22 protein-coding genes and 1 tRNA gene are annotated in these 22986 nt (G+C 33.5%); 10 read left to right on the top strand and 13 right to left on the bottom strand.

The features are described 5' to 3' along the window. Positions 1–5: 5 nt before the first annotated feature. The 6 genes from Q0829_RS22585 to Q0829_RS22560 form a co-directional block, all read right to left on the bottom strand. Positions 6–800 carry a hypothetical protein gene (locus tag Q0829_RS22585; protein WP_298547209.1) on the bottom strand — a complete coding sequence of 265 codons (795 nt, stop codon included), beginning with the start codon at positions 798–800 and terminating at the stop codon, positions 6–8. A 142-nt stretch (positions 801–942) separates the two neighbouring features. Further along, a complete protein-coding gene (locus tag Q0829_RS22580) occupies positions 943–1611 on the bottom strand; it encodes a M50 family metallopeptidase (protein WP_298547447.1) in 669 nt (222 codons plus the stop codon). A gap of 364 nt (positions 1612–1975) precedes the next feature. Then, positions 1976–2323 (bottom strand): HopJ type III effector protein, encoded by a 348-nt coding sequence (locus Q0829_RS22575; RefSeq protein ID WP_298547208.1) that lies wholly within the window; start codon positions 2321–2323, stop codon positions 1976–1978. A gap of 3 nt (positions 2324–2326) precedes the next feature. Further along, a complete protein-coding gene (gene rsmI, locus Q0829_RS22570; RefSeq protein WP_298547205.1) occupies positions 2327–2998 on the bottom strand; it encodes a 16S rRNA (cytidine(1402)-2'-O)-methyltransferase in 672 nt (223 codons plus the stop codon). Positions 2999–3001: 3 nt separating this feature from the next. Beyond that, positions 3002–3349 carry a DoxX family protein gene (locus Q0829_RS22565; RefSeq protein WP_298547204.1) on the bottom strand — a complete coding sequence of 116 codons (348 nt, stop codon included), beginning with the start codon at positions 3347–3349 and terminating at the stop codon, positions 3002–3004. Positions 3350–3409: 60 nt separating this feature from the next. Further along, positions 3410–4210, bottom strand: coding sequence for a hypothetical protein (locus Q0829_RS22560; protein ID WP_298547203.1), 801 nt, complete (start codon positions 4208–4210; stop codon positions 3410–3412). A gap of 171 nt (positions 4211–4381) precedes the next feature. Here Q0829_RS22560 and Q0829_RS22555 point away from each other — a divergent pair, with 171 nt between their 5' ends. From Q0829_RS22555 to Q0829_RS22540, 4 genes are all read left to right on the top strand, one after another. Further along, complete coding sequence (locus Q0829_RS22555; protein WP_298547202.1) at positions 4382–5029, top strand: thymidine kinase; 648 nt, start codon at positions 4382–4384, stop codon at positions 5027–5029. After that, positions 5022–6134 (top strand): alanine racemase, encoded by a 1113-nt coding sequence (gene alr, locus Q0829_RS22550; protein WP_298547201.1) that lies wholly within the window; start codon positions 5022–5024, stop codon positions 6132–6134. Before Q0829_RS22555 ends, alr begins: the two co-directional genes overlap by 8 nt. A 100-nt stretch (positions 6135–6234) precedes the next feature. Further along, the gene (gene mscL, locus Q0829_RS22545; RefSeq protein ID WP_298547200.1) at positions 6235–6651 is read left to right on the top strand and encodes a large conductance mechanosensitive channel protein MscL; all 417 of its coding nucleotides are present in this window, start codon (positions 6235–6237) and stop codon (positions 6649–6651) included. Between the two features lie 236 nt (positions 6652–6887). Further along, positions 6888–7880, top strand: a complete 993-nt coding sequence (locus Q0829_RS22540) for an aspartate-semialdehyde dehydrogenase (protein ID WP_298547198.1) — start codon at positions 6888–6890, stop codon at positions 7878–7880. A gap of 290 nt (positions 7881–8170) precedes the next feature. Here Q0829_RS22540 and Q0829_RS22535 read toward each other — a convergent pair whose 3' ends face one another. Beyond that, a complete protein-coding gene (locus tag Q0829_RS22535; protein WP_298547196.1) occupies positions 8171–10717 on the bottom strand; it encodes a M14 family zinc carboxypeptidase in 2547 nt (848 codons plus the stop codon). Positions 10718–10859: 142 nt separating this feature from the next. Between Q0829_RS22535 and Q0829_RS22530 the strand changes: the two genes are divergently transcribed. The 4 genes from Q0829_RS22530 (at position 10860) to Q0829_RS22515 (ending at position 16530) form a co-directional block, all read left to right on the top strand. Beyond that, a complete protein-coding gene (locus Q0829_RS22530; RefSeq protein ID WP_298547193.1) occupies positions 10860–11231 on the top strand; it encodes a DoxX family membrane protein in 372 nt (123 codons plus the stop codon). 305 nt (positions 11232–11536) lie between these two features. Then, entirely contained in the window at positions 11537–13705 is a 2169-nt protein-coding gene (locus tag Q0829_RS22525; protein ID WP_298547191.1) for a prolyl oligopeptidase family serine peptidase, read from the top strand. A gap of 79 nt (positions 13706–13784) precedes the next feature. Then, positions 13785–14753, top strand: a complete 969-nt coding sequence (locus Q0829_RS22520) for an ABC transporter ATP-binding protein (RefSeq protein ID WP_298547188.1) — start codon at positions 13785–13787, stop codon at positions 14751–14753. 220 nt (positions 14754–14973) lie between these two features. Beyond that, positions 14974–16530, top strand: coding sequence for an Ig-like domain-containing protein (locus Q0829_RS22515; protein WP_298547185.1), 1557 nt, complete (start codon positions 14974–14976; stop codon positions 16528–16530). 43 nt (positions 16531–16573) lie between these two features. Here Q0829_RS22515 and Q0829_RS22510 read toward each other — a convergent pair whose 3' ends face one another. The 5 genes from Q0829_RS22510 to Q0829_RS22490 form a co-directional block, all read right to left on the bottom strand. Next, positions 16574–17347 carry a UDP-2,3-diacylglucosamine diphosphatase gene (locus Q0829_RS22510; protein WP_298547444.1) on the bottom strand — a complete coding sequence of 258 codons (774 nt, stop codon included), beginning with the start codon at positions 17345–17347 and terminating at the stop codon, positions 16574–16576. A 38-nt stretch (positions 17348–17385) separates the two neighbouring features. After that, positions 17386–17841, bottom strand: coding sequence for a 6-carboxytetrahydropterin synthase (locus Q0829_RS22505; RefSeq protein ID WP_298547182.1), 456 nt, complete (start codon positions 17839–17841; stop codon positions 17386–17388). Positions 17842–17979: 138 nt separating this feature from the next. Beyond that, the gene (locus tag Q0829_RS22500) at positions 17980–18747 is read right to left on the bottom strand and encodes an enoyl-CoA hydratase/isomerase family protein (protein ID WP_298547180.1); all 768 of its coding nucleotides are present in this window, start codon (positions 18745–18747) and stop codon (positions 17980–17982) included. 213 nt (positions 18748–18960) lie between these two features. Further along, entirely contained in the window at positions 18961–20292 is a 1332-nt protein-coding gene (locus tag Q0829_RS22495; protein ID WP_298547177.1) for an MATE family efflux transporter, read from the bottom strand. Then, on the bottom strand, positions 20289–20789 hold the full coding sequence (locus Q0829_RS22490; protein WP_298547175.1) for a GNAT family N-acetyltransferase: 501 nt from the start codon (positions 20787–20789) through the stop codon (positions 20289–20291). The genes Q0829_RS22495 and Q0829_RS22490 overlap by 4 nt, the downstream gene beginning before the upstream one ends. 187 nt (positions 20790–20976) lie before the next feature. On the opposite strand from Q0829_RS22490, the gene Q0829_RS22485 reads away from it, so the two are divergent. Continuing rightward, positions 20977–21783, top strand: a complete 807-nt coding sequence (locus Q0829_RS22485) for a universal stress protein (RefSeq protein WP_298547173.1) — start codon at positions 20977–20979, stop codon at positions 21781–21783. A gap of 80 nt (positions 21784–21863) precedes the next feature. Beyond that, positions 21864–21937: transfer RNA gene (locus tag Q0829_RS22480), tRNA-Ala, on the top strand. Between the two features lie 103 nt (positions 21938–22040). On the opposite strand, the gene Q0829_RS22475 is transcribed toward Q0829_RS22480, so the two are convergent. Next, positions 22041–22817: a hypothetical protein gene (locus Q0829_RS22475; RefSeq protein ID WP_298547170.1), complete on the bottom strand. Its 777-nt coding sequence runs from the start codon at positions 22815–22817 to the stop codon at positions 22041–22043. Positions 22818–22986: the final 169 nt, after the last annotated feature.

Here is a 22986-nt window from a genome sequence, read left to right as displayed (position 1 = left end):
TTTTATTACTTAGGACATGTCGGAGGACAAGGTCTAAGGTATTCCATAAAAATCTCACCTCCTTCTCCTTTAGGGATTTCCATTATAGAATGTCTGGATATAATATCTGTTATGACCGTTTCTTTAGGCACTATACCGATAGTAGGAGTAAAAGAGATTAGATTTCTATTCTGAAATTTATTCATATCTACTCCTGGGTATAAAGTAAAATCCTCAATATTACCAAGGATGCTATCATTAATAAAAGTAAGTAGATCGCCATTTATCTCATAAAAATCAACTCTAAGTCTTCCTCTTGTATCTGAGTCCACCGCAACAAAAAGATCATCGATTAAATTAACATCAAAGACATCCCAATTTTGAGTAATCATCTGCTTAAAAATACCTGGTACTATCTGACCACCACTATTTACCGTTTCTTCTATCACTCCTGGATTTAATTTATCTCTTCCTTTTGGAATAAGAGGGAATGCTATTTCGAGACCATCTTTTAACAGTAAATATATAATAGGAATAAAGGTAAAATCATCTTTACTTTCTCCATCAAGACTCATATAAATCCTAAAAATTTCAATTCCATAAGGTTTTACTGCATTGAGTATATCAACTCCGGATGGGCCAGCAGTAAAGCGATCTACTCGTTCAAATTGTGTTTTTGTATCGTTAAGTTTATGAAAATGTCTGGCTAGTAATAATACCTCTTCTGTAGCCCAGTTATTTATATAACTTTCGAAAAATTCTTTTGAAAGAATACCTTCATATTCAAGTATTTCTTTTGATTGTGTGAGTACGTTTTCCATTGTGGTTTTAATTAAGTGATTAAAAATATCTTAAAACTAAACAAAAAATGACTCAACAAAGAATGTACTGAGTATTATTGGGTAATTACCCTATTAAAACAGGGGTTTTCCACATAGAACAATTACTCATGTTCTAGGGCTTTTATCTCTTAAAATAATATCGAAAACTCTTCCAAAGTAAATAGATGCTTATTATAATGATAAGAATGGCCCATATCCAATAGGTCCCGATGGTGTTCTGAGCAATAGCCTGCGTATCAGAAATCTGAATAGCACCATCTCTTTCGAACTGTTTTGTAAATAAATAATCTAACTGAAGATAAGTACTTAATACGGACTGTAGGCCTAAAAAAAGAATTACTACTACTTCTAACTTTCTACTTTTAAATAGGGTAATAATAAATAAAAGTACAGCAAAACTGCTCATTACCGCCACTCCCCAGAAAGACCTGATCCATAGCAATAAGGAAAGTACCATAACACCTATCAGTATTCTGAGAGCGATCATAGAACTTCTATGCGATTTTGCTGATACAATTAATAACGCTCCCACAATTGCTGGCCCTAATAATCCGCCTGCAGCTACTAATGCATTACCAATAGAAGATGAAAGATAGCTTCCTCCTAAGTGATAATAGGCAACACCTCCTCCGTTTTCATAAATTTCTAAATACTCAAAATTACCACCTACTAACAAGGCAGTTAGTCCGTGACCCATTTCATGAAACCAGGTTCCTAATAAATGAAAAGGATATTGAAACCATCCAAAATAGGGTAACTGCCATAGTACAACTACTACTAAAGCAACAATAATTATACTATAATCAAAACGTTTAGAGATACTTGTGATTTTTAAATTGGTTTATGGTATTTAAAACAAACCAAATTTCAAAAAATCATTTATTATAAATGTTTCCATCTATAAGTATCTTTTTATTATTCTGGTGTGCTTTATGACTATTGGTATTCACAAACAGGAAAAAGTTACAGAAGGATCAACTTTTTAAAATAAGAAATCTTTTAAAGAAGTCTTTATAACAAGTTCATTACTAGATTCAAAAAATACCGCTATACAACGCATATCCTTCTTTAGAAATTAATCTTCTAATGAGGCAGCAGTAAGCTTAAAAACAATCGATGAAATCGGAAAAAGCTTGAATAGCGATGATGATAAACTATAAGAGTCTTTTGGTTAGTGCCTGACCTTCAAAAGATATTCCACTCCATCCTTCTTTCATAAAATTACGAATATTTTGGTGATCTGTTCCTTCAGGGTTTTCGAGAACATCTCTATAATACTTTCCAAAACAATGTAATGTTTCTTCTTTCTCCAGGTTTTGCAATTTTGCAAAAGAAAATAATTTACAAGAACCAGAGTTTTCTCCAGCTTGATTGGTCATATTTCCATTAACAAAAGATACAGGTTCAAAACTATAATGAGCATCTATAATATCCATTGTATTCTGAAATGTTATTTCTGCTGTAGTGTTTCTAAGTTTTTTAATAAATTCTGATATGTTCATATATTATTTTTTACCTCCAACCACAATAACTATTTCTCCTTTGGGAGGTTTATTTTCAAAATGAGAAAGTACTTCTTGAGCAGTTCCCCTAACGGTTTCTTCGTGGAGCTTGCTTAATTCTCTGGACACGGAAACCAATCTTTCCGATCCAAAGTATTCTACAAAATTTCCTAATGTTTTTATAAGCTTATGAGGGGATTCATAAAAGATCATAGTTCTGGTTTCTTCTGCTAATATTTTGAGTCTGGTTTGTCTTCCTTTTTTTACCGGAAGAAACCCTTCGAAAACAAACTTGTCATTTGGCAATCCACTATTAACTAAAGCTGGGACAAACGCAGTTGCTCCTGGTAAACATTCTACCTCGATATTATTTTCTACACATGCTCTGGTTAGTAAAAACCCAGGATCACTAATAGCCGGAGTTCCTGCATCACTTATTAATGCGACCGTTTCGCCACTTTGTAATCTTCTAACAATACTTTCTGTAGTTTTATGTTCATTATGCATATGATGACTCTGCATATGTGTCATAATTTCATAATGTTTCAGTAATTTTCCACTGGTACGGGTATCTTCGGCTAAAATTAAATCAACTTCTTTGAGTACTTTAATAGCCCTAAAAGTCATATCTTCCAAGTTACCAATAGGCGTAGGAACTAAGTATAATTTAGACATATATTAAGGCCTTACTTTTTTACCGGTTGCATATGATACGATTAAAAATATCAATCCTAAAGTAGCAAATAATCCTTGACCATCATCTTTCATATAATGTGCGGTATAGGCTAATACCATATCAAAAAAGAATCCAGCATACGCCCATTCTTTTAACCACTTTATTTTATTAGTTAGAATCACAATAATTCCTCCTATTTTAGCAATAGCAAGAGGTATAACCAAATAGGTTGGATAATCAAGGTTTTCAAAAAATCCTCTTACCATTTCGGTATTCCTAAAATACATCTGTGCAGAAAATAACATAATTCCACACATTGCTATCGTAGCAATCCAGTAGATAATTTTCATATAAATTGTTGTTGTTTTATTACTTGAGGTCTTTAGTGATTAAAAAACATTAATCCTTACTTAGAATTCATATTTATTAGTGACAATCTCCATAAAACGTTCTTCATATTCCTCTTTTCCTACCCAATTATTATAATCTGGTTTCACCATATTCTTAACAAATTGTCGCGCTCCACTTTTACTATTTAATGTATTCAGTTGCGAAAGCACACGATTATAATCGGTAGAACTTCCATCAAACAAATGTTTTATAAAAGCCAAACGATCATTAAGACCGATATTTATTCCTTTTTTTAATTGGTCATTCAGTGATTTTGGTTTTTCATCTACATCATTGACTTTGTCCAAAATTGGCATGCTTTGTGGTACTGATCCGATCTCTTCTTTATCATTTTTTTCATATACTGGTTCTGATAATGAAACATTTTCTTCCGTAAATTTTGGAACAGGAACAAAGAGGTCTTCAGTCACCTTCTCATTGATTTTTTCAATAACGATTTCAGGTTTTTGTTCTTCGAATTCCTCTACGGGTGGTTCAATCGCTTTATTTCCAAGATTAAACATCGTTGCAGAAGTCTCTTCTGCTTCCGGTTCTTCCTCTAAGCTAATAATCGGTTTGGGTTGTACCTTTTTTATAGCTTCTTCGTGAATCTCCGAGGTATTTTGTTCTTCCAAAACCCTTTTAATCTGCCAAATTGTAGGTTGGGTATCAGCAAAATGAGATTCTGCAAAATTTAGAATACTTAATTTTTCGTATAGCTGTCTCGCCTCTTCCTGTAATTGTGGCAAGGTCGATCTATCCTTACCTTGTAGTATCTTATGAGCAATGCTTATTAGTTCTGCTTCCAATTTCTTCTTCATAACTTTCTTGTTCGTTTGAGCTATGCTTTTTGTTTTTTAATAAATTTACCTCATCTTTAGAGCAATACCAAATAATAAAGTGAAATGTAAGATTGTTTCATATTATGATCTTACATTTTATTTGGTATTAAAGGAGTAGGGTTTCTTTTAATTGACGCTGAAAAATACAAAATGTTTCTCGAAAATACGGTAAATCATAAAGAGCAATTTGGGTGGATAGAAGTTATCTGTGGTTCGATGTTTTCGGGTAAGACCGAAGAATTGATTCGCAGACTTAAACGCGCACAGTTTGCCAAACAAAAAGTTGAAATTTTTAAACCTGCCATCGACGTTCGTTATGATGACGAAATGGTAGTTTCTCACGATGCTAATGAGATTCGTTCTACTCCGGTTCCGGCAGCAGCTAATATTAGAATTCTGGCGGATACCTGTGATGTAGTGGGCATTGATGAAGCACAGTTTTTTGATGATGAAATTGTAAGTGTCTGTAATGATTTAGCTAATAAAGGTATCCGAGTAATCGTTGCTGGATTAGATATGGATTTTAAAGGAAATCCTTTTGGACCGATGCCAGCACTAATGGCTACTGCAGAATATGTTACCAAAGTTCATGCTGTTTGCACGCGAACCGGTAATCTTGCCCAGTTTAGTTTTCGGAAATCAAAAAAAGATGATTTAGTATTACTCGGAGAAACCGATGAGTACGAACCATTAAGTCGTGCCGCATATTACAAAGCTTCTTTAAGAGAAAAAGTGAAAGAAATAGAGGTTACTGATCCTAAAGAATTATCTAAAAATTCTGAAAAACCTAATGAGTAGTGTAAAAGAAACAGTTCTGGAAATTAACCTGGCGCACCTTACTCATAATTATAACTATTTAAGAAGTAAGCTCAAACCAGAAGTAAAACTATTAGCTGTAGTAAAAGCTGCTGGTTATGGTAGTGATGCTTTAGTAATGGCAAAGCATTTGGAGAAAATAGGAGCCGATTATTTTGCTGTCGCCTATGTTTCTGAAGGAATTGCGTTACGAGAAGCAGGAATCAAAACTCTTATTCTTGTACTACATCCGCAACCCATAAATTTTTTAGCATTAATACATTATAAACTAGAACCTAGTCTGTATAGTCCAAGAGTTTTAAGAGAATTTATAGCAATAGCTGAGACTGAAAAGCAAAAGGAATATCCTGTTCATATTAAGTTTAATACTGGATTAAATCGTATTGGGTTTTGGGAGAACGATGTGGAATACATCATAGATCATTTAAACAAAACTAACACAGTCAAAATACAATCATTATTTTCTCATCTAGCGGCAAGTGAAGACCATAATGAGAAAGAGTTTACTTTAAATCAAATCGATTCATTTAAGAAAACTGCTTCAGAAATGATTTCCAAATTGGGTTACACACCCATGCTTCATCAATCTAACACTTCGGGAGTACTAAACTACCCCGAAGCGCATTTTGATATGGTACGAACAGGAATAGGTTTATATGGATATGGTAACGATACAATTTATGATACTGAATTAAAACCTGTAGCATCTTTAAAATCCATTATCTCACAGATTCATATGTTAGAACCTGGAGAAACTCTGGGATACAACAGAGCTTTTAAGGCAGACAACTTTACCAAAACTGCGACCATTCCAATCGGACATGCAGATGGTATCGGCAGACAATATGGAAACAAAAAAGGTTTTGTTACCATACTTGGTAAAAAGGCCTTTATTATTGGTAATGTATGTATGGATATGATTATGATAGACATCACTGATATTGATTGTAAAGAAGGTGATGAGGTAATTATTTTTGACAATACATCATCTGCTGCCATTATCGCCGAAGATGCTGGTACTATTTCTTATGAACTCTTAACAGCAATCTCTCCTAGAGTAAAACGTATTATTATCGATAATAATTGATTTTTATCGAAAAACGTAATTTTTAAGCCTACAGTAATTCTTAATTTGTCTCTTAATTTTTGTTAAATTAGTAGCATACTAATTATCTAAATATAATAAAATGGGATTTTTTAAAGATTTTAAGTCTTTCTTATTAAAGGGAGATATCGTAGCATTAGCAACAGCTGTTGTTATTGGAGGTGCATTTAATAAAATTGTAGGCTCTGCTGTTGCGGATATTATTATGCCTATCGTTGGTGTTATTACGGGTGGAACCGATTTTACTCAAAAATTCATTGCTTTAGATGGTGGAGAATATGCGACTCTGGCAGCTGCAACTGAAGCTGGAGCAGCAGTTATGACTTATGGAAACCTTATTCAAGCGATTATCAACTTTATCATAGTAGGTCTTTTCATTTTTATTGTTCTTAAAGCTTATGAAAAATCTAAAAAGAAAGAAGAGGAAGCTCCTGCAGCACCGGCTGGTCCAACTCAAGAAGAGTTATTAGCTGAAATCAGAGATTTACTTAAAAAATAAAATCTCTATACTAAAAGAATTATCTATAGCTACCGCTATACTACATATTCTAACTAAACCGCTCTATAAACAGAGCGGTTCTTTTTTACATTTTGTTAAATAAATAACAAAATGTTTAAATTGATATAATATCTCAGAAAATCATTATTCTTATAGAAATAATCAGCACATTTGCTGGAATTTAAAAACAAAGACCGATTTTTGTGTCATTAAGAAGTCAATAATAAATAAAGCAGATGAAAGTAGCTGTTGTAGGTGCCACTGGATTAGTAGGTACAGTCATGTTAAAAGTACTAGAAGAACGTAATTTTCCGGTAACGGAATTAATTCCTGTAGCCTCAGAAAGATCTATAGGTAAAAAGATATCATATAAAAATCAAGAATTTACAGTAGTTGGACTATCCACTGCTATAGAAATGAAACCCGATGTAGCATTGTTTTCTGCAGGAGGAAGTACTTCTCAGGAATGGGCTCCTAAATTTGCAGATGCTGGAATCACAGTGATCGATAATTCTTCGGCTTGGAGAATGGATCCGTCTAAAAAGTTAGTCGTACCAGAAATAAATGCTAAGGATTTAACTAAAGATGATAAGATTATCGCTAATCCTAATTGTTCGACTATACAATTAGTGATGGCATTAGGACCATTACATAAGAAATATAAGATCAACCGTGCCATTATTTCTACTTACCAATCTATCACAGGAACTGGAGTAAAAGCAGTACAGCAGTTAGAAAATGAATATGCTGGTGAAAAGGGCGAAATGGCATATCCATACCCAATCCACCGTAATGCAATACCTCATTGTGATGTTTTTCAGGAAAATGGATATACTAAAGAAGAAATGAAGTTAGTTAATGAGACTCAGAAAATTCTTGATGATCGTACTATCGCTGTTACTGCTACAGCCATTCGAATTCCGGTTGTTGGAGGACATAGTGAAAGTGTAAATCTGGAATTTGACAATGAATTTCAGGAAAATGAAATTCGGCAGTTGTTAAATAGCACTTCTGGAGTTACTGTACAAGATAATCCAGATACGAATACATATCCGATGCCAATCTATGCAGAGGGAAAGAACGATGTTTTTGTAGGTAGAATAAGAAGAGATCATTCTAGAGAAAATGCTCTTAATATGTGGATTGTAGCAGATAATCTTCGCAAAGGAGCAGCTACTAATGCTGTACAGATTGGAGAATACTTAGTAGAAAATAATTTAATCGGCTAAATAACCAACCTTTATTATAAAACCCTTGTTATTGTAAAAGTATAACAAGGGTTTTTTATTTTATATTAAAAAGCTGAGTTTGGTCTAAGAACTATTCCTCAGATTTTTAATCAAAAAAAACAATATTTTAACAACTATTTGAATACACCTCCCTAAATCCCTCTTCAAAGAGGGACTTTTTAGCTACTCTCCTTTGAAGGAGAGGTTGGGAGAGGATGTTTTTCTCTAAAATATTAAACAATAAACAACACTTAGTAGTTTTTGCTTCGTCGAATTCAGTTTATAAATAATTACTCTCTGACTCTAGGAACATAGATATGCTTTCCTAAAAATAATGCATTTAGAAATAGACGGTTTGTTCCGTACCAAGAACCTCTAAAATTTGGGTTATCCGCAAATAAAACTACGCGACCACTTCCTATGGCGCTCACGAGTAATGAAGCTGATGGTTTTAAATAATTCTCATAATTATCACTGGATATATATCCATCAATATGAGCATTTTCTGTATATTTTGCCACGGTTGCGTATGGGTTCATACTAGGGGCAATAAATACCTCATTATTCTTGTACACAGGCAGCGAAGCATATCGATACCCAAAACCTAATGGATGTGTGATATCAAGATCTACTTCAAAAATTGCACCTCCAACTTGTTCTCGTCCAATATTTTCACCTGCATCGACATACGGTAATCGTTTTACAACTTTATTCTTTATCGTATCTTTTTCTATTTTGATCAATTTCTCTTTAACCATTTTTTGGTCAATAGCCCATTTCGAAGCATTTGCAATCGTAATCAATGTATTTCCGTGAGACACCCATTCTTTTATTTTTTTCTGTTGAAGAGAATCTAATTGTTGGTATCTTCCAGAAACCATAACCAAAGTGTTATATTCTTTTAACGGAGCGCTGTTAAACATGCTCATTCTTAACTTGGTTATTGGCATATGAATTCGAGTATCCAATAAATGCCATACCTCTCCTGCTTCATATGAGTTAACTCCTTCTCCGATTAGTAACAACGCCTTTGGCGTATCTAACTTTCTAAAATTACCACTTCCTAAATCAATTCCTGACGTACTAAATCCTGTATTTGTGCTAAAAATCGGTATATTAAACTTTTCCTGTACTTCTTTAATTATTGTAAATACTTCATCACTATTCTTTTTCTGCTTACTTACAGGAATCAAAACACTTCCGTAGTTAAAGCTTTTGTTTCCATTGGAGGTAATGATACTAAATGGTTTAAAGGCTGATGCCACAAGTAATCCCTTGGATTGCATATAATATAATGCTGCTGGGGCATTGTAATCATCCCAATCTAATATATATGCATAATCAGATTTTGAAACCTTTGAAATAGTCGCTATTCCTTCGGTAGAAGTTATTTCTTCTCCTAAGCTTATAGATTTCAAACTTTTATATTTTAAGTTATAAAAATTGGCAACACTCCAAGCAGAGGCATCATAAAATACACTATCTCGATATTTATTATAGGTTTCGAAAATGGTCTGTACCATTCGTTTTTGAGGTTGTTTTACCGGTACAACATATCGGTCTCCTTTTTTATATACCTTAATTTTATGAAGCAATAATTTATCAATAAAAGCTTTATTTCTATTCTGATCATAAGCATCTCCAAACTCGTAACCCGAAATGTTATTTTTTGTAGTATTAGTAACTGCAGATTTAAAAAAGTTTTGTTGATACTTACGGAGTGTTCCTTTATTTTCGACAGCTGCTTTTATAGTAGCCATGCTCGAAACATATTGATTTCTAATTGTAAATGGAAATGAAATTGTTCCATAATCTGTATCCTGTAAATGTCCTCTGGAACTAGCTTGTTCAAATAATAATGCCAATGCTCCCTGTAAATCAGGATAAGATGATCCATAACCCGGATAGGTGCCATCAAAAGCTTCTTTTGTGAAATAAAAAGAGCCTATATTATCTAAAGCATTAGAAAAATATGGTGCAAACAGATTATTCAAATCCTCATAATTCTCTTTGGGCATAATCGGATCTTGCGAGCCAATAGGTTTCATCGGCTCAAAAAAATAGGTGCTATTGGTCCACATTTCGTGAAAATCAGTAACCACATTTGGATACCATTCATGATACCAAGCTAATTTTCCACGACTTTCCGGATGAATACCTAATAACCAATCTCTATTGAGATCAAACCAGTAATGATTTGTTCGACCACGAGGCCATCCTTCATTATGCTCAGCATCATAAGGATCACTTACTAATGGACTACCTTTAAACTGATTAGCCCATTGGGTATGTCTTTCACGTCCATCTGGATTAATTGTTGGATCAATAAATACAACTGCATTATCCAGATATGTTTTTATTTCTGTACTATTAGAAGCCACTAAAGTATATGCAGCTAACATTGCTGCTTCAGAACTAGAAGGTTCATTACCGTGAACATTATATCCCAATTGAACAAAAATCGGCACATCATAATAGTTTACAGGAGTAATAGACGTTTTGGTAAAAGCCAGATGTTGTTCTTTAAGTTTAGATAAGTTATTTAGATTTTCGGGAGTAGTAATTGTAAGCATTACTAATTTCCTGTTCTCATGCGTTTTCCCATAGCTTTGAATAGATGCTCTTTCTGATAATTCCGCAAGTTTTGTGAGATATGCCACAATTTGATCATGGCGTGTATGTTGTTCCCCAATTGGATATCCTAGGAATTCTTCGGGTGATGGAATTTCCGGAATAAAAGGAGCTTTATCTTTTAAAAAATAATCCTGTCCAATAACAGGAATTGTACATAGCAAAGAGATAAAAAAAGTGAGTTTTAAAAAATGTGTGAGCCTCATTATTTCTGGGATTAAAATTACTTCAATTGGTTCGTATTCAGTGGGTGTAAGGTATTTTTTTAACTTCGGTTTTTAATGACATTTGTAAGGTTTTTAACATTTACCCCTCTAATACATCACTTAATCATAAAAAAACAAAACAATGAATACTAAAATAATATTAGCCTTAAGAATCTTATTAGGAGTCTTATTAATCGTTTTCGGAAGCAATAAGTTTATCGGTTTTTTACCTGATTTTGAGTTTGCTAATCCTGAGGCTGGAGTTCTTTTTGGAGCATTAGCTGGTAGTTACATCCTTAAAACTGTCGGATTGATAGAAGTAATTGTCGGCCTTTTATTGGTGAGCAATAAAGCAGTGCCTTTTGCATTGGTATTAATGGCTCCTATTTCTGTAAACATAATTCTCTTCCATGCTACTCTTGATCCAGCAAACATAGCTCCCGGAGCGTTTGTTTTTCTAGTAAATGCATTCCTAATTTACACGAACTGGAATACTTTCAAAAGCTTGTTTTAATAGGTTACTCATATAATTTTACTGGCATAAAAGCAAAATTTTTCGTTTCTTAGGGGACGGAAAATTCCGACTGCTCCACATGAAACGATAAGCAGCGTTGCTAAACCCCAAAGCAACACTCTAATGTGTAATAATTATATAATCGTTAGTGGAGCAGTCTTTTTTTTATACTTTCTTTAGCATATTGCAGTTAGGACTTTTAATAGATTTGTGAGTTAACTCGCAATAGGTATTAAAAAGAAGTTGAATTACTTATAAAACACATAATATTCAACTAATTATTAGCCTGCAAAATGTAACTCATCATGAAAAAATCACTTTTAATACTATTTTTGATCTCATTTATAATAGGATGTAAAGAAGAAACAAAAATAGAAACTGCTAAAACTATTATTACATTGAATTACCCTGAAACTAAAAAAGTAGATACTATAGATACTTATTTTGATACAAAGGTTAAAGATCCTTATCGCTGGCTAGAAGATGATCGCAGTGAAGAAACGGAAGACTGGGTTACCGAACAAAACAAAGTTACTTTTGGTTATCTAGATAGTATACCTTTTAGAGATCAATTAAAAAAACGATTATCCGGTTTATGGAATTATGAAAAAGTTGGAGCACCATTTAAAGAAGGTGATTATACTTATTTTTATAAAAACGACGGATTACAAAATCAATATGTTATTTATCGCTTTAAAAAAGAAGGTGATGAACCTGAAGTCTTCTTAGACCCTAATAACTTTAGTGAAGATGGAACAACTTCTCTGGGTGGAATTAGCTTTTCTAAGAATGGAAAATTACTCGCCTATTCTATTTCTGAAGGAGGTAGTGATTGGAGAAAAATAATTATCAAAAACTCAGAAACCAAAGAAATTATAGAAGACACCTTAGTAGACATTAAATTTTCGGGAATGTCCTGGAGAGGAAATGAAGGCTTTTACTATTCTAGTTATGATAAACCTAAAGGAAGTGAACTCTCTGCCAAAACAGATCAACACAAAGTGTATTATCACAAACTAGGAACGCCACAAAAAGAAGATCAGTTAATTTTTGGAGGTACTCCCGAAGAAAAACATAGATATATATATGGTGGCGCAACAGAAGACGATAAATATTTAATTATTTCGGCAAGCACCTCTACATCAGGAAACAAATTATTTATTAAGGATCTCACTAAACCTAACAGCAAACTAATCACTATTTTAGATAATACAGATAGTGATACTTATGTTATTGACAATGTAGGATCTAAACTATATCTGGTTACCAACCTAAATGCACCAAACCAAAAAATTGTCACGGTAGATGCTGCTAATCCAACACCAGAGAATTGGAAAGATTTTATTCCTGAAACCGAAAATGTATTAAGTCCTAATACCGGAGGTGGCTATTTCTTTGCAGAATATATGGAAGATGCAGTATCCAAAGTATTACAATATGATTATGATGGAAAACTAGTACGTGATGTAAAATTACCTGGCGTAGGAACCATAAGTGGTTTTGGTACTAAAAAAGAGGAAAAAGAATTGTACTTCTCATTTACCAATTATAAAACTCCAGGAAGCATCTATAAGTACAATATAGCAGAAGGTACTTCAGAATTATATCGTAAGCCTAAAATAGACTTTAATCCGGAGAATTACGAAAGCAAACAAGTTTTCTATAACTCTAAGGACGGTACTAGAGTTCCAATGATTATTACTCATAAAAAAGGAGTAGAACTTACTGGTAAAAACCCAACCATACTGTATGCTTATGGTGGATTTAACATCAGTCTTACTCCCTCTTTTAGTATTGCCAATGCTGTATGGATGGAGCAAGGCGGAATTTATGCTGTTCCTAACCTAAGAGGAGGTGGAGAATATGGTAAAAAATGGCATGATGCAGGAACAAAAATGCAAAAACAAAATGTATTTGACGACTTTATTGCAGCTGCAGAATATTTAATAGAAAACAAATATACTTCCAGTGAGTATCTCGCTATTAGAGGAGGTTCAAACGGAGGATTGTTAGTAGGAGCTACAATGACACAGCGTCCTGATTTAATGAAAGTAGCACTACCTGCAGTTGGTGTATTGGATATGTTACGTTATCACACCTTCACCGCTGGTGCTGGATGGGCATATGATTATGGAACTGCACAAGATGATAAGCAAATGTTTGAATACCTAAAGGGATATTCTCCAGTACATAACGTAAAAGAAGGTGTAAAGTACCCAGCTACACTGGTTACAACCGGAGATCATGATGATCGTGTTGTACCTGCACACTCATTTAAATTTGCCGCAGAATTGCAGTCAAAACAAAAAGGAACCAATCCTACATTGATTAGAATAGAAACCAACGCTGGTCATGGAGCAGGAACGCCTGTTAAAAAGACAATTGAGCAGTATGCCGATATTTTTAGCTTTACTTTATTTAACATGGGGTATGAAGTCTTACCAGAACAAGTAAATGATGAGATAAAAGGATAATTATTTTATTATTAAAATTAAAAGATCCGTTTTCTGAAAAGAGACGGATTTTTTTGTTGAAGTTATTTATATTTGAAATATGCTTACAGTTAAAAATGTTTCCTTCGCTTATGATACCGTTCCGGTTTTAAAAAACATCAATTTTACTATTGAAAAAGGACAACATATTGCACTCATCGGAGCTAGCGGCTGCGGAAAAAGCACTTTATTGAAAATCATCTATGGACTTTTGGATGTAGATCAAGGAATGCTATTTTGGGATGATCAAAAGATATTAGGACCAGCTTATAATTTAGTTCCCGGACAAGAAAATATGAAATATCTTTCTCAGGGATTTGAGCTTCAGTCTTACAGAACTGTCTCAGAAAATATAGGTCAATATCTATCTAATTTTGAACCAGAACTAAAACTTGGTCGTGTCAATGAACTTCTGGAAATAGTAGAAATGACTCCATTTGCCAATACTAAAATTGAAAACCTAAGTGGAGGTCAAAAACAAAGAGTTGCACTAGCAAAAGCACTGGCTAAAAGACCAGAGTTATTATTATTAGACGAACCTTTTGGAAATATTGATAATTTCAGACGAAGTTCCTTGCGTAGAAATCTATTCGCTTACTTAAAAAGAAATAAAATTACTAGTATTACTGCAACTCATGATAAAACAGACATACTATCCTTTGCTGAAGAAACTATTGTAATTCATAAAGGTGAAATTATTACCAAAGGGAATACTCATAACATATATCAAAATCCTGATAACTATTATATCGCTTCTCTTTTTGGGGAAGTAAATGAATTATCAATTTCTTCTGTTGTACCAGATTATGACAATGACAAAACGGTTCTCTTATACCCGCATGAATTAAAAATAGTAGAAGATTCCAATCTAACAGCTATAGTAAAGAAGTCTTATTTTAATGGAAATCATTTCCTAATTGAAGCTATTTTTAACAATCGAGTAATCTTTATTGAACATCCTAATTCGATAGAAGATGCTAAAGAAATAAGAATACACATTTCTAAAGAAATTATTGCTTCAAGAACTTAAACCAAAAAGTTAATATAATATCACTTCTAGGTGAATAAACTATCACTTTTAGAAATCCATTTTACCTGTTTATACGAAAGCTCATTCATCCGTTACGAATTCTACTTTTTGTCTCTGAAATTCACATTATTACACTATTTTTATAGTTGGTAGATGTCTAAACATATCTCCAAAAAATTAATAATACCTTATTAACCATTTACTCTTAAAACCGAAAACTATGAAACGTAAATTATTTATTTTAAACATTTTGGCAGTTTTATTTACTGCTAACCTAATGCTCGCACAGCAATCGAACGCGCAACAACAAAGTTCAACCGATAATGCTATAGCCAATGTCCCAGATACAGGTTGCACTGGTCAAGATACTTTTGACCAAGGTGTGAGAATTGTTCCTAATGCAAATTCGTGGAAGGATAGCTATCAAGCAAATGGCTTTTGTTTTTGTAAATCTTCTTTTGATCACGGTGTTGGTAATTTCAAAATCGATATCAATGGACAAGGGAGAAATATTAAAGATATTTGTGATGAGCTTAAAAAACATCCTAGTTATAGGGATCTAGCAAATGGAGATCCCAGATATAATACGATACAATGTGGTAACGAACCTGGACATGACGACGCCATTACTATACAAGGTAAGAGAATTAAGGACGAAAAAGTATGTCCTGGTCGTGTAGACCAAGGCAGTCAAGGGTGTCAATGTAAAGGACCTAAATTCGATATGAACTGGTTAAGTTCCAGACCTCGATTTGGTGGAAGCGGAGGCGGAGATAATACTGGTCCTAACATTTCATTTACCACTCCTTCCAATAATGCCACTTTTTCTGCACCTGCAACCATAGAAGCTATCGTTAGTGCAACTGATAATGATGGTGTTAGTAACGTACGCTTATATCTTAATAATTCTTTTATAAGACAAGAAAATGTTAGCCCATATACATGGAATAATAACAATCAGGATAACGCCTTAAAGAATCTTGGAGAAGGAAATTACACATTAAAAGCAGAAGCTACAGATAACAAAGGAGCAAAAACAACAAAAACTATTTCCTTTACTGTAGGTAATGGAGATGGTGGAGAAACCAATGATTTTGTGACTATATTAGGACAAAGTATTAATAAATATGTAAGCTCTGAAGGTGGCACCAGAACGATGCGAGCCAATCGAAATTCTGCTGGAACGGACGAACAATTTATTGTTGAATCAGCAGGAAACGGAACAGTAAGTTTTAAAGGTAGTAACGGTAAATATGTAGCTTCTGAAAATGGTACTAAACCAATGAACTGCAATAGAAATGCTGTAGGATCTTGGGAGAAATTTACTTTAGAATCTTTAGGAGGTGATCTTTATGCCATTAAAGGAAATAATGGTAAGTATGTAAGTCATGAAAATGGTACTAAAGCTATCAACTGTAATAGAGACGCTGTTGGGCTTTGGGAAAAATTTATTATTAAAGGTTTAAACACAAACAGGTTAAATGAATTAGTTAAAGAAACTATAGAACCTTATTCGATTAGTGTATACCCAATTCCGATGACCTCTGATGATATTAATCTAACGATCTCATTACCTAAAAAAGTGAGCTATTCATCTATTGAAATTATAGATCTAAAAGGGAATAGTATTGCAAAAAAGAATACGGGTGTTATGGAATCAGGTACTAAATCTGTTTCATTAAATGATATGAAACAAAAAATGATTTCGAGTGGACTTTATATTATAAAAGTTCGATTAGATAATACAGTGATTACTAAAAAAATAACAAAACAATAAAATCAATCCTTAGATTTTTTTTGAAGCGGATGATCAATCTAGGTTATCCGCTTTTTTTATCCTTTTTATATTGCTCCAACTTCATTTCCTTACCATCAAAAACAGCATAGGTGTAATGCACTATCCAATCTCCTAGATTGGTATATCTCGAATTTGAATTCAGCTCAATTTCCATAGGAAGGTGTCTATGACCAAAGACAAAGTAATCTGTATGTTTAGCCTCTAATTTTCGCTTACAATATTGTACTAACCATTCATTATCTTCTCCAAGAAATGTAACATCCTCATCACCAGAAATTAATTTATTTTTTACAGAAAGGTATTGTGCTAATTTTACTCCTAAGTCTGGATGCAACCACCTAAAAAACCATTTGGCTACAGGGTTGGTAAACACTTTTTTCATGCGTTTGTATCCCTTATCGCCAGGTCCTAATCCATCTCCATGACCAATAAGGAATGTTGTATTGTTAAAACCAAATTCTTGAGGTTTATGAAATACAGGGATGTTTAATTCTTCCTCGAAATAACCGTTCATCCAAAGATCATGATTCCCTACAAAATAGTATACAGGTATTCCCGAATCGGTAATTTCTGCCAGTTTCCCTAGTGTTCTCGTAAACCCTTTAGGAACTACTGTTTTATATTCAAACCAAAAGTCAAAAAGATCTCCTAACAAAAATATCGCTGCAGCATCTTTTTTAACAGTATCTAACCATTGTACAAACTTTTGCTCTCTCGGAAAACTCTCTTCAGAGGTTGGAGCTCCCAAATGATTATCTGATGCAAAGTATATCTTTTTACCTTCTGGAAGATTTATAAGTTTCATGTACGTTATTAGATGATAAAAAATATTTATTAGTAATCGTTATCAGATGCATACCACTCTGCAAAAGAAGTTTCGGTTTCCTGAAGCTTTAGTGAATGTAATAATATATTTTCCGGAAGCCTGGCCTTAATTTTTTTAGCAAAGTCAATCACCATATTTTCACTAGTAGGTTGATAATCTACTAAAATAACATTGTGTCCTCTTTGCTCCAGTTCTTTGGCCAATTCTATATGTGGTGTGTTTTTATTAAAAACAGTTGCGTGATCAAAGACATCTTCTATATCTTCTTTTACAATCTTCTTAAGGTCTCCAAAATCGATCACCATCCCCAATTTTACATGAGATGTATCGGTTATAGGACTTCCAATGACAGTGACACTTAATTTATAACTATGTCCATGGACATTTTTGCACTTTCCATCATAACCATATAATGCATGACCTGTTTCAAAAGAAAATTGTTTGGTGATTCTGATCTTACTCATTTGTCGCTTTGTAACTTTCTGCAAAGTTAATGAACATTATCTTCTCTTTCTTTTATTATAAAAGTAAACTACTACTAATATAATTCCTAAGATCAGAAACAATCCATTACCTCCTAAAAAATTGAGTATATCCATGTTTTATTTTTTAAACTTTTCTAATGCTTTCTTTGTAAGTTCAGAAAGTACTAATTCTCCTGAAACTGCTGCTCTTTCGATTAGTAGCTCCTTCCAATGAGCTGTTCCTTTCCAATTTACTTCTTTCATTGCCTGTATTGCCTTTGGATTATAACTGGCTAATTTCTCTGCAAATAATTGGACTTCTTTATCCAGCTCGGAGATAGTTTCGAAGACTCTGGAAAATAATCCTTGATCTTTCGCCCAATAGGCATTCTTCCATTGTGAAGCATCCCAAGCCAATGCTTCGAATGCAGCTAACCCTATTTTTCTAGATACTGCTGGTTCAATTACAAAAGGTCCAATCCCAATAGTCAATTCACTTAATTTAATCGATGCAGCTTCTGTTGCCATACAGTAATCACAAGCGGAAGCCAATCCTACACCTCCACCTACAGTTTTTCCTTGTATCCTACCAATAATAGGTTGTTTACATTTTCGCATTGCGTTAATCACATTGGCAAATCCTGAAAAGAATTGTTTTCCTTCCTCGAGGTTTATAATTGATATTAATTCATCAAAAGAGGCTCCGGCACAAAATGCTTTTTCTCCTTCTGATTTTAAAATAATCACATAAACAGAGGAATCTTTAGACAAGGTATCGATAGCTTTTGTTAATCTATCTAACAATTCTGATGGAAAAGAATTACTTGCGAGGTGCCCAAATTCTAGAGTAGCAATGTGATTTTCTATATGTGTATATAAACTTCCGTTGGAACGTGTAGTGGTCATTGTGCTAGATTTTTGATAAAAATAGATAATATTTTAGATTCTGATACTACGTATTATCGTATTGTATAAACCCGTATTTCCACGTATTTGCAATTTTGATCTCTTAAATTACTTTTGAACTATGGAAAAAAAGTATTTGGAAAAGTTCAGATTAGTAGCTGTTCTGATTTGTTTATATGTGGTTATTGTAATGGCTATTTTAAAATTTGCATTCTAAATAGTTGCCAATCGATAATATTTATTCCTGAATTTTATTACCAATGCTAATCCTCTGATTAACATCCACACGGTTATTGCAATCCATATTCCGTATAGTTTCCAATCAAAATATCGTGCTAATAACAAAGTAGGAATAAAACCTAGAAAGGTAGACCCTAACAATACATTACGCAAAAAGCCAGTCTCACCAAGTCCTTTGAATATTCCATCACCAACAAACGCCAATGCATTTATCGGCAATGCTATTACTACCAAATAAAAGAAACCATTGAAAATAGCTAATACCTCTGGATCTTTAGTAAAAATCAATCCTAGCTGTTCTGGAATTAACAGAGAAAGTCCTCCAAGAATACAAGCTACTATGATTCCATATATATTCACTTTTTTGGCCATGACAATTAGGTTTTTATAATCTCTGGACCCTAACAACCTACCTCCTAATATATTGCCTGCACCACCATACCCATCAATAAAAAAAGCAAAGAACAACCATAGTTGTATAGCGATACTATGTGCTGCAATATAATTTGTGCCCAAGCTTGTTGCTTCCCATACGGCTAAAAGTAAAGTGGTGTTTAATGCTAATGACCGAATAAAAAGATTTCCACTCATCACCAAAAAACGCTTCATCTCTGGATGCCAAAGCTTTTCTAATCGTAATGATACATCTGTTTTTTTAAGCAGCAATATAAGTGACAAAATAGCCATCAGAATTTGAGAAAACAAGCTTGCCCATGCAGCTCCTTCAAGATACATAGGTTCTAAAACACCTTCTATTCCATACACCAAAGCAAAATCCAAGATAATATTAAGGACGACTCCAATAAGTGCTATGATCATTGGCCAATATGTATTTTGCAACCCTCTGAAAATTCCAAAAATAGCAAACACAAATAGTGATAGTGGAAATCCCCATACACGAATACTATAATATGAAATACAATATTCCAGCACCTGACCTTCTGCTTTTAGAAGCATAAAGATTTCTTTTATAAACGGAACAGTCGCAAGAAGAATAGTAACGCTTAAACCTATATTAAAAAGTATCGCCTGTGCGGGTAATGTTTTTACTTCATCTAATTTTCCTGCTCCTAAATATTGTGAAATAATCGCCGAGATAGCAGCGCGAGTTTGCGCTAATACCCAAATGAGCATAGACAAAAACGATCCTACTATCCCAACAGCAGCAAGTGATTCTGTACCATGAACAGGTATATTACCAACAATCGCAGTATCGGTTGCCGATAATACAGGTTCTGCAATACCTGCTATAATTGCGGGAATGGCTAATCGGTTTATATTTTTAAAACTTATAACACTACTCACAACACTAATTCGTAACAATAGAAAGGATGTTCACTTTGTTTTGGAAAAAAAATATTCCCCAACCTTTTATATCCTCTGGTTTCATAAAACTTGTGGTTTCTTTTATTTTGGCTAAAGGTATCCAGGCGAATGGATTGATACTCATTCTTTACTGCAAAGGCTTCCGCCCAATTCATTAATTGTTGTGCAAGTCCATTACCCCAATAATCAGGATGTACTGCTAATCGATGGATATATAGATTATTTTGATCCTCCGTAAGCCACTGGATCGGAATGTATTCATCATCCATCAATTCTGTAACTACAATAATACCTTTAATATGATTTTCCTCTTCCAGAACATATAATTCTTGTAATTCTATATCTTTCTGAAAACGAGATCGAGTTGGATAGTGTTCATTCCATTGATAAATTTCTCGAGCTATCATAGCTTTAGCACAAGCCTGTGTTAATTTATGTATAGCATCCAAATCTGAGTGTATCGCTTTACGAATCATACTTTTTTTCAAATGCCAAAAATACGAACTATTCTTTCTACAGTAATGATTTGGCATATGTCAGGACAGATTTTATATAAACTTTAAGAAAAGAAGCGATATCTATAGAATTATGAGCTTTTAAAAAGTATTGTTTCCTATTCAAAAATTGTAATTTTGCATTCTGACTCACAAATCAAGCTTAGTAATGAAAAACATTCTTGTTCCTTTAGGTTTATCAGAAAACTCAGTTAGTATCGCTCGACTGCAATACACTATAGATTTTGCAAAAGAATTAGGTGGAACAGTATATGCCGTGCAGATTTTTAAAGAATTACCTAGATCGGGTAGTATTCCTTCTGTCAACCAAACACTAAAAGATATTTCAGTTACTACGATTGAAGAAAAATTCGCTCAAGTTGATAAAAAAGGTGTAGATCTAATTGCGTTACCATTAGAAGGTGATTTATTAGAAGCTATACCAGAATTCAATCTAAAGCACTCTATTGATTTAATTGTTTTGGGTGCGGAAAGCCATGATATCAAAAATTCTTATTTTCTTGGAGAAACCTCTGGAAGTTTAGTAAAGAAAACAGAGATACCTGTATTAATTATTCCTGAAAATTATGTTTTTAAGCCAATTAATAAGACATTGATGGCTATCAAATCAGGAGTCATTAAAAAGCAAAATGCATTGAATCCTATAAAAGAAATTTTAAGTGCTTTTAATTCAGAAATAAAGCTACTTCAGGTAAAGACAAAAGATTTTTTGCCAGAGGATGTAGAATTTCAAAAAGATTTAGCAGAAATTATAACATCCTATAAATCTTCAGAAAATGCAACCTTGTTTCAGGGAGTTTTAGAACATCTTAATGAGAATAATCCAGATTTATTATGTGTATTTAGGCGTAGAAGAGGTTTTTTTGCCAAACTATGGGAAGAGAACACCATATTGAAAAAAGATTTCGAAAGTAGAATTCCTTTGTTAGTGCTTAAGGGTGCTCTGCGTGATTAGTGAATATTCCGGAGATGTAGCTTCCTCCAACGCTACGCTGCGGCGGACAGGCGCTTCGCTACATCACCACAAGAAAAAATGGGGATGTAGCTCAGCTGGCTAGAGCGCTTGACTGGCAGTCAAGAGGTCGTGGGTTCGAGTCCCATCTTCTCCACTAATAATAACAAGGCTTTAGAGAGATTTTCTTTCTAAAGCCTTTTTTCATGTGCATACAATTTGCATACAGGATAGCTAGTTTCTGCAAAGGATTATGAGGGTTATTGTTTGTTTTCAGTATTCGTATCAATAAAAGAATCTGGTTTAAAAATATGTTTAGGGACATACGTATCTATAATATGTGGTGTAATTTTCTTCAAAGTTTCTCCATTGGTAGGATGTATACCTGAAGACGTAAAATATTCAATTTCATCATTGCTGTTCTTATAATACCAAATTCTCGGTTTCTTAGTATTGTTACCAACAAAAAAATCATAACTCGCGGTTACCTCAACTTTCGTAAAATTTTTCAAGCGTTTTGCATCATAGGGTTCTGTTTTTGCCCCAGAATCAGGATGAAATTCTAAATCACAGGAGATCTCTTTATAACTATTTTCTACCCAAGCCATGCATTTACTGTTAGCATTGATCTTATTATCTCCTTTTTTGATTTGTGAGTTTATGAATACTATTAAGAATATAGATATTACTGTTCCTATGGTAATTTTAACGTAACCATTTATTGGAGGTTCACTAGGTGGCGTATCGACTATTGTACCCCCTCTATTAACTGGAACCTTATTTTTTTCTACATATTCTTTGTAATTTTTATATCCTAAATAGTTACAAAAATTATCTACACTTTCACCTTGAGGATTTCCTCTTTTTCTTCCGAGGATATATTTTTCATAGGCTCTCTCAGCTGTTTTTGTTTTAATACAATTATCTGTTTCTTCTGAAATATACTTTGATAATGCATATTTGGAATGAGAAACACTCCCGTTTTTTGCTTTTTCAAACATTTCTCTAACAACTTTCTCTACTATTTTTTGATCCATTATTTAAAAAGAAAAATTAATTGTTAGACAAGTATTCGACAAGATCAATGAAAACACTTGTATTTAAAGGTGTCGAAAACTTGACTAAAACAAGTCGAATATGTGTCTATAACTGCCTCAACAGTATATTCTAGATTTGTATCAACAACAAGTTCTTGTTATGAAATGC

It is taken from the genome of uncultured Aquimarina sp. (assembly GCF_947492405.1).
GTDB lineage: Bacteria > Bacteroidota > Bacteroidia > Flavobacteriales > Flavobacteriaceae > Aquimarina.
The sequence above is the reverse complement of the archived record's forward strand: the minus strand, read 5'-3'. Positions and strand labels throughout refer to the sequence as shown.

Excerpts from the sequence above, each read along its gene's own strand:
- Q0829_RS22540 (WP_298547198.1), top strand. The coding sequence starts at position 6,888 with ATGAAAGTAGCTGTTGTAGGTGCCACTGGATTAGTAGGTACAGTCATG.
- Q0829_RS22535 (WP_298547196.1), bottom strand. The coding sequence starts at position 10,717 with ATGAGGCTCACACATTTTTTAAAACTCACTTTTTTTATCTCTTTGCTA.
- Q0829_RS22500 (WP_298547180.1), bottom strand. The coding sequence starts at position 18,747 with ATGACCACTACACGTTCCAACGGAAGTTTATATACACATATAGAAAAT.
- Q0829_RS22490 (WP_298547175.1), bottom strand. The coding sequence starts at position 20,789 with ATGATTCGTAAAGCGATACACTCAGATTTGGATGCTATACATAAATTA.
- Q0829_RS22555 (WP_298547202.1), top strand. The coding sequence starts at position 4,382 with ATGTTTCTCGAAAATACGGTAAATCATAAAGAGCAATTTGGGTGGATA.
- Q0829_RS22565 (WP_298547204.1), bottom strand. The coding sequence starts at position 3,349 with ATGAAAATTATCTACTGGATTGCTACGATAGCAATGTGTGGAATTATG.
- Q0829_RS22525 (WP_298547191.1), top strand. The coding sequence starts at position 11,537 with ATGAAAAAATCACTTTTAATACTATTTTTGATCTCATTTATAATAGGA.
- Q0829_RS22505 (WP_298547182.1), bottom strand. The coding sequence starts at position 17,841 with ATGAGTAAGATCAGAATCACCAAACAATTTTCTTTTGAAACAGGTCAT.
- Q0829_RS22585 (WP_298547209.1), bottom strand. The coding sequence starts at position 800 with ATGGAAAACGTACTCACACAATCAAAAGAAATACTTGAATATGAAGGT.
- Q0829_RS22515 (WP_298547185.1), top strand. The coding sequence starts at position 14,974 with ATGAAACGTAAATTATTTATTTTAAACATTTTGGCAGTTTTATTTACT.
- Q0829_RS22520 (WP_298547188.1), top strand. The coding sequence starts at position 13,785 with ATGCTTACAGTTAAAAATGTTTCCTTCGCTTATGATACCGTTCCGGTT.
- Q0829_RS22560 (WP_298547203.1), bottom strand. The coding sequence starts at position 4,210 with ATGAAGAAGAAATTGGAAGCAGAACTAATAAGCATTGCTCATAAGATA.
- rsmI (WP_298547205.1), bottom strand. The coding sequence starts at position 2,998 with ATGTCTAAATTATACTTAGTTCCTACGCCTATTGGTAACTTGGAAGAT.
- Q0829_RS22575 (WP_298547208.1), bottom strand. The coding sequence starts at position 2,323 with ATGAACATATCAGAATTTATTAAAAAACTTAGAAACACTACAGCAGAA.
- mscL (WP_298547200.1), top strand. The coding sequence starts at position 6,235 with ATGGGATTTTTTAAAGATTTTAAGTCTTTCTTATTAAAGGGAGATATC.
- alr (WP_298547201.1), top strand. The coding sequence starts at position 5,022 with ATGAGTAGTGTAAAAGAAACAGTTCTGGAAATTAACCTGGCGCACCTT.
- Q0829_RS22475 (WP_298547170.1), bottom strand. The coding sequence starts at position 22,817 with ATGGATCAAAAAATAGTAGAGAAAGTTGTTAGAGAAATGTTTGAAAAA.
- Q0829_RS22530 (WP_298547193.1), top strand. The coding sequence starts at position 10,860 with ATGAATACTAAAATAATATTAGCCTTAAGAATCTTATTAGGAGTCTTA.
- Q0829_RS22485 (WP_298547173.1), top strand. The coding sequence starts at position 20,977 with ATGAAAAACATTCTTGTTCCTTTAGGTTTATCAGAAAACTCAGTTAGT.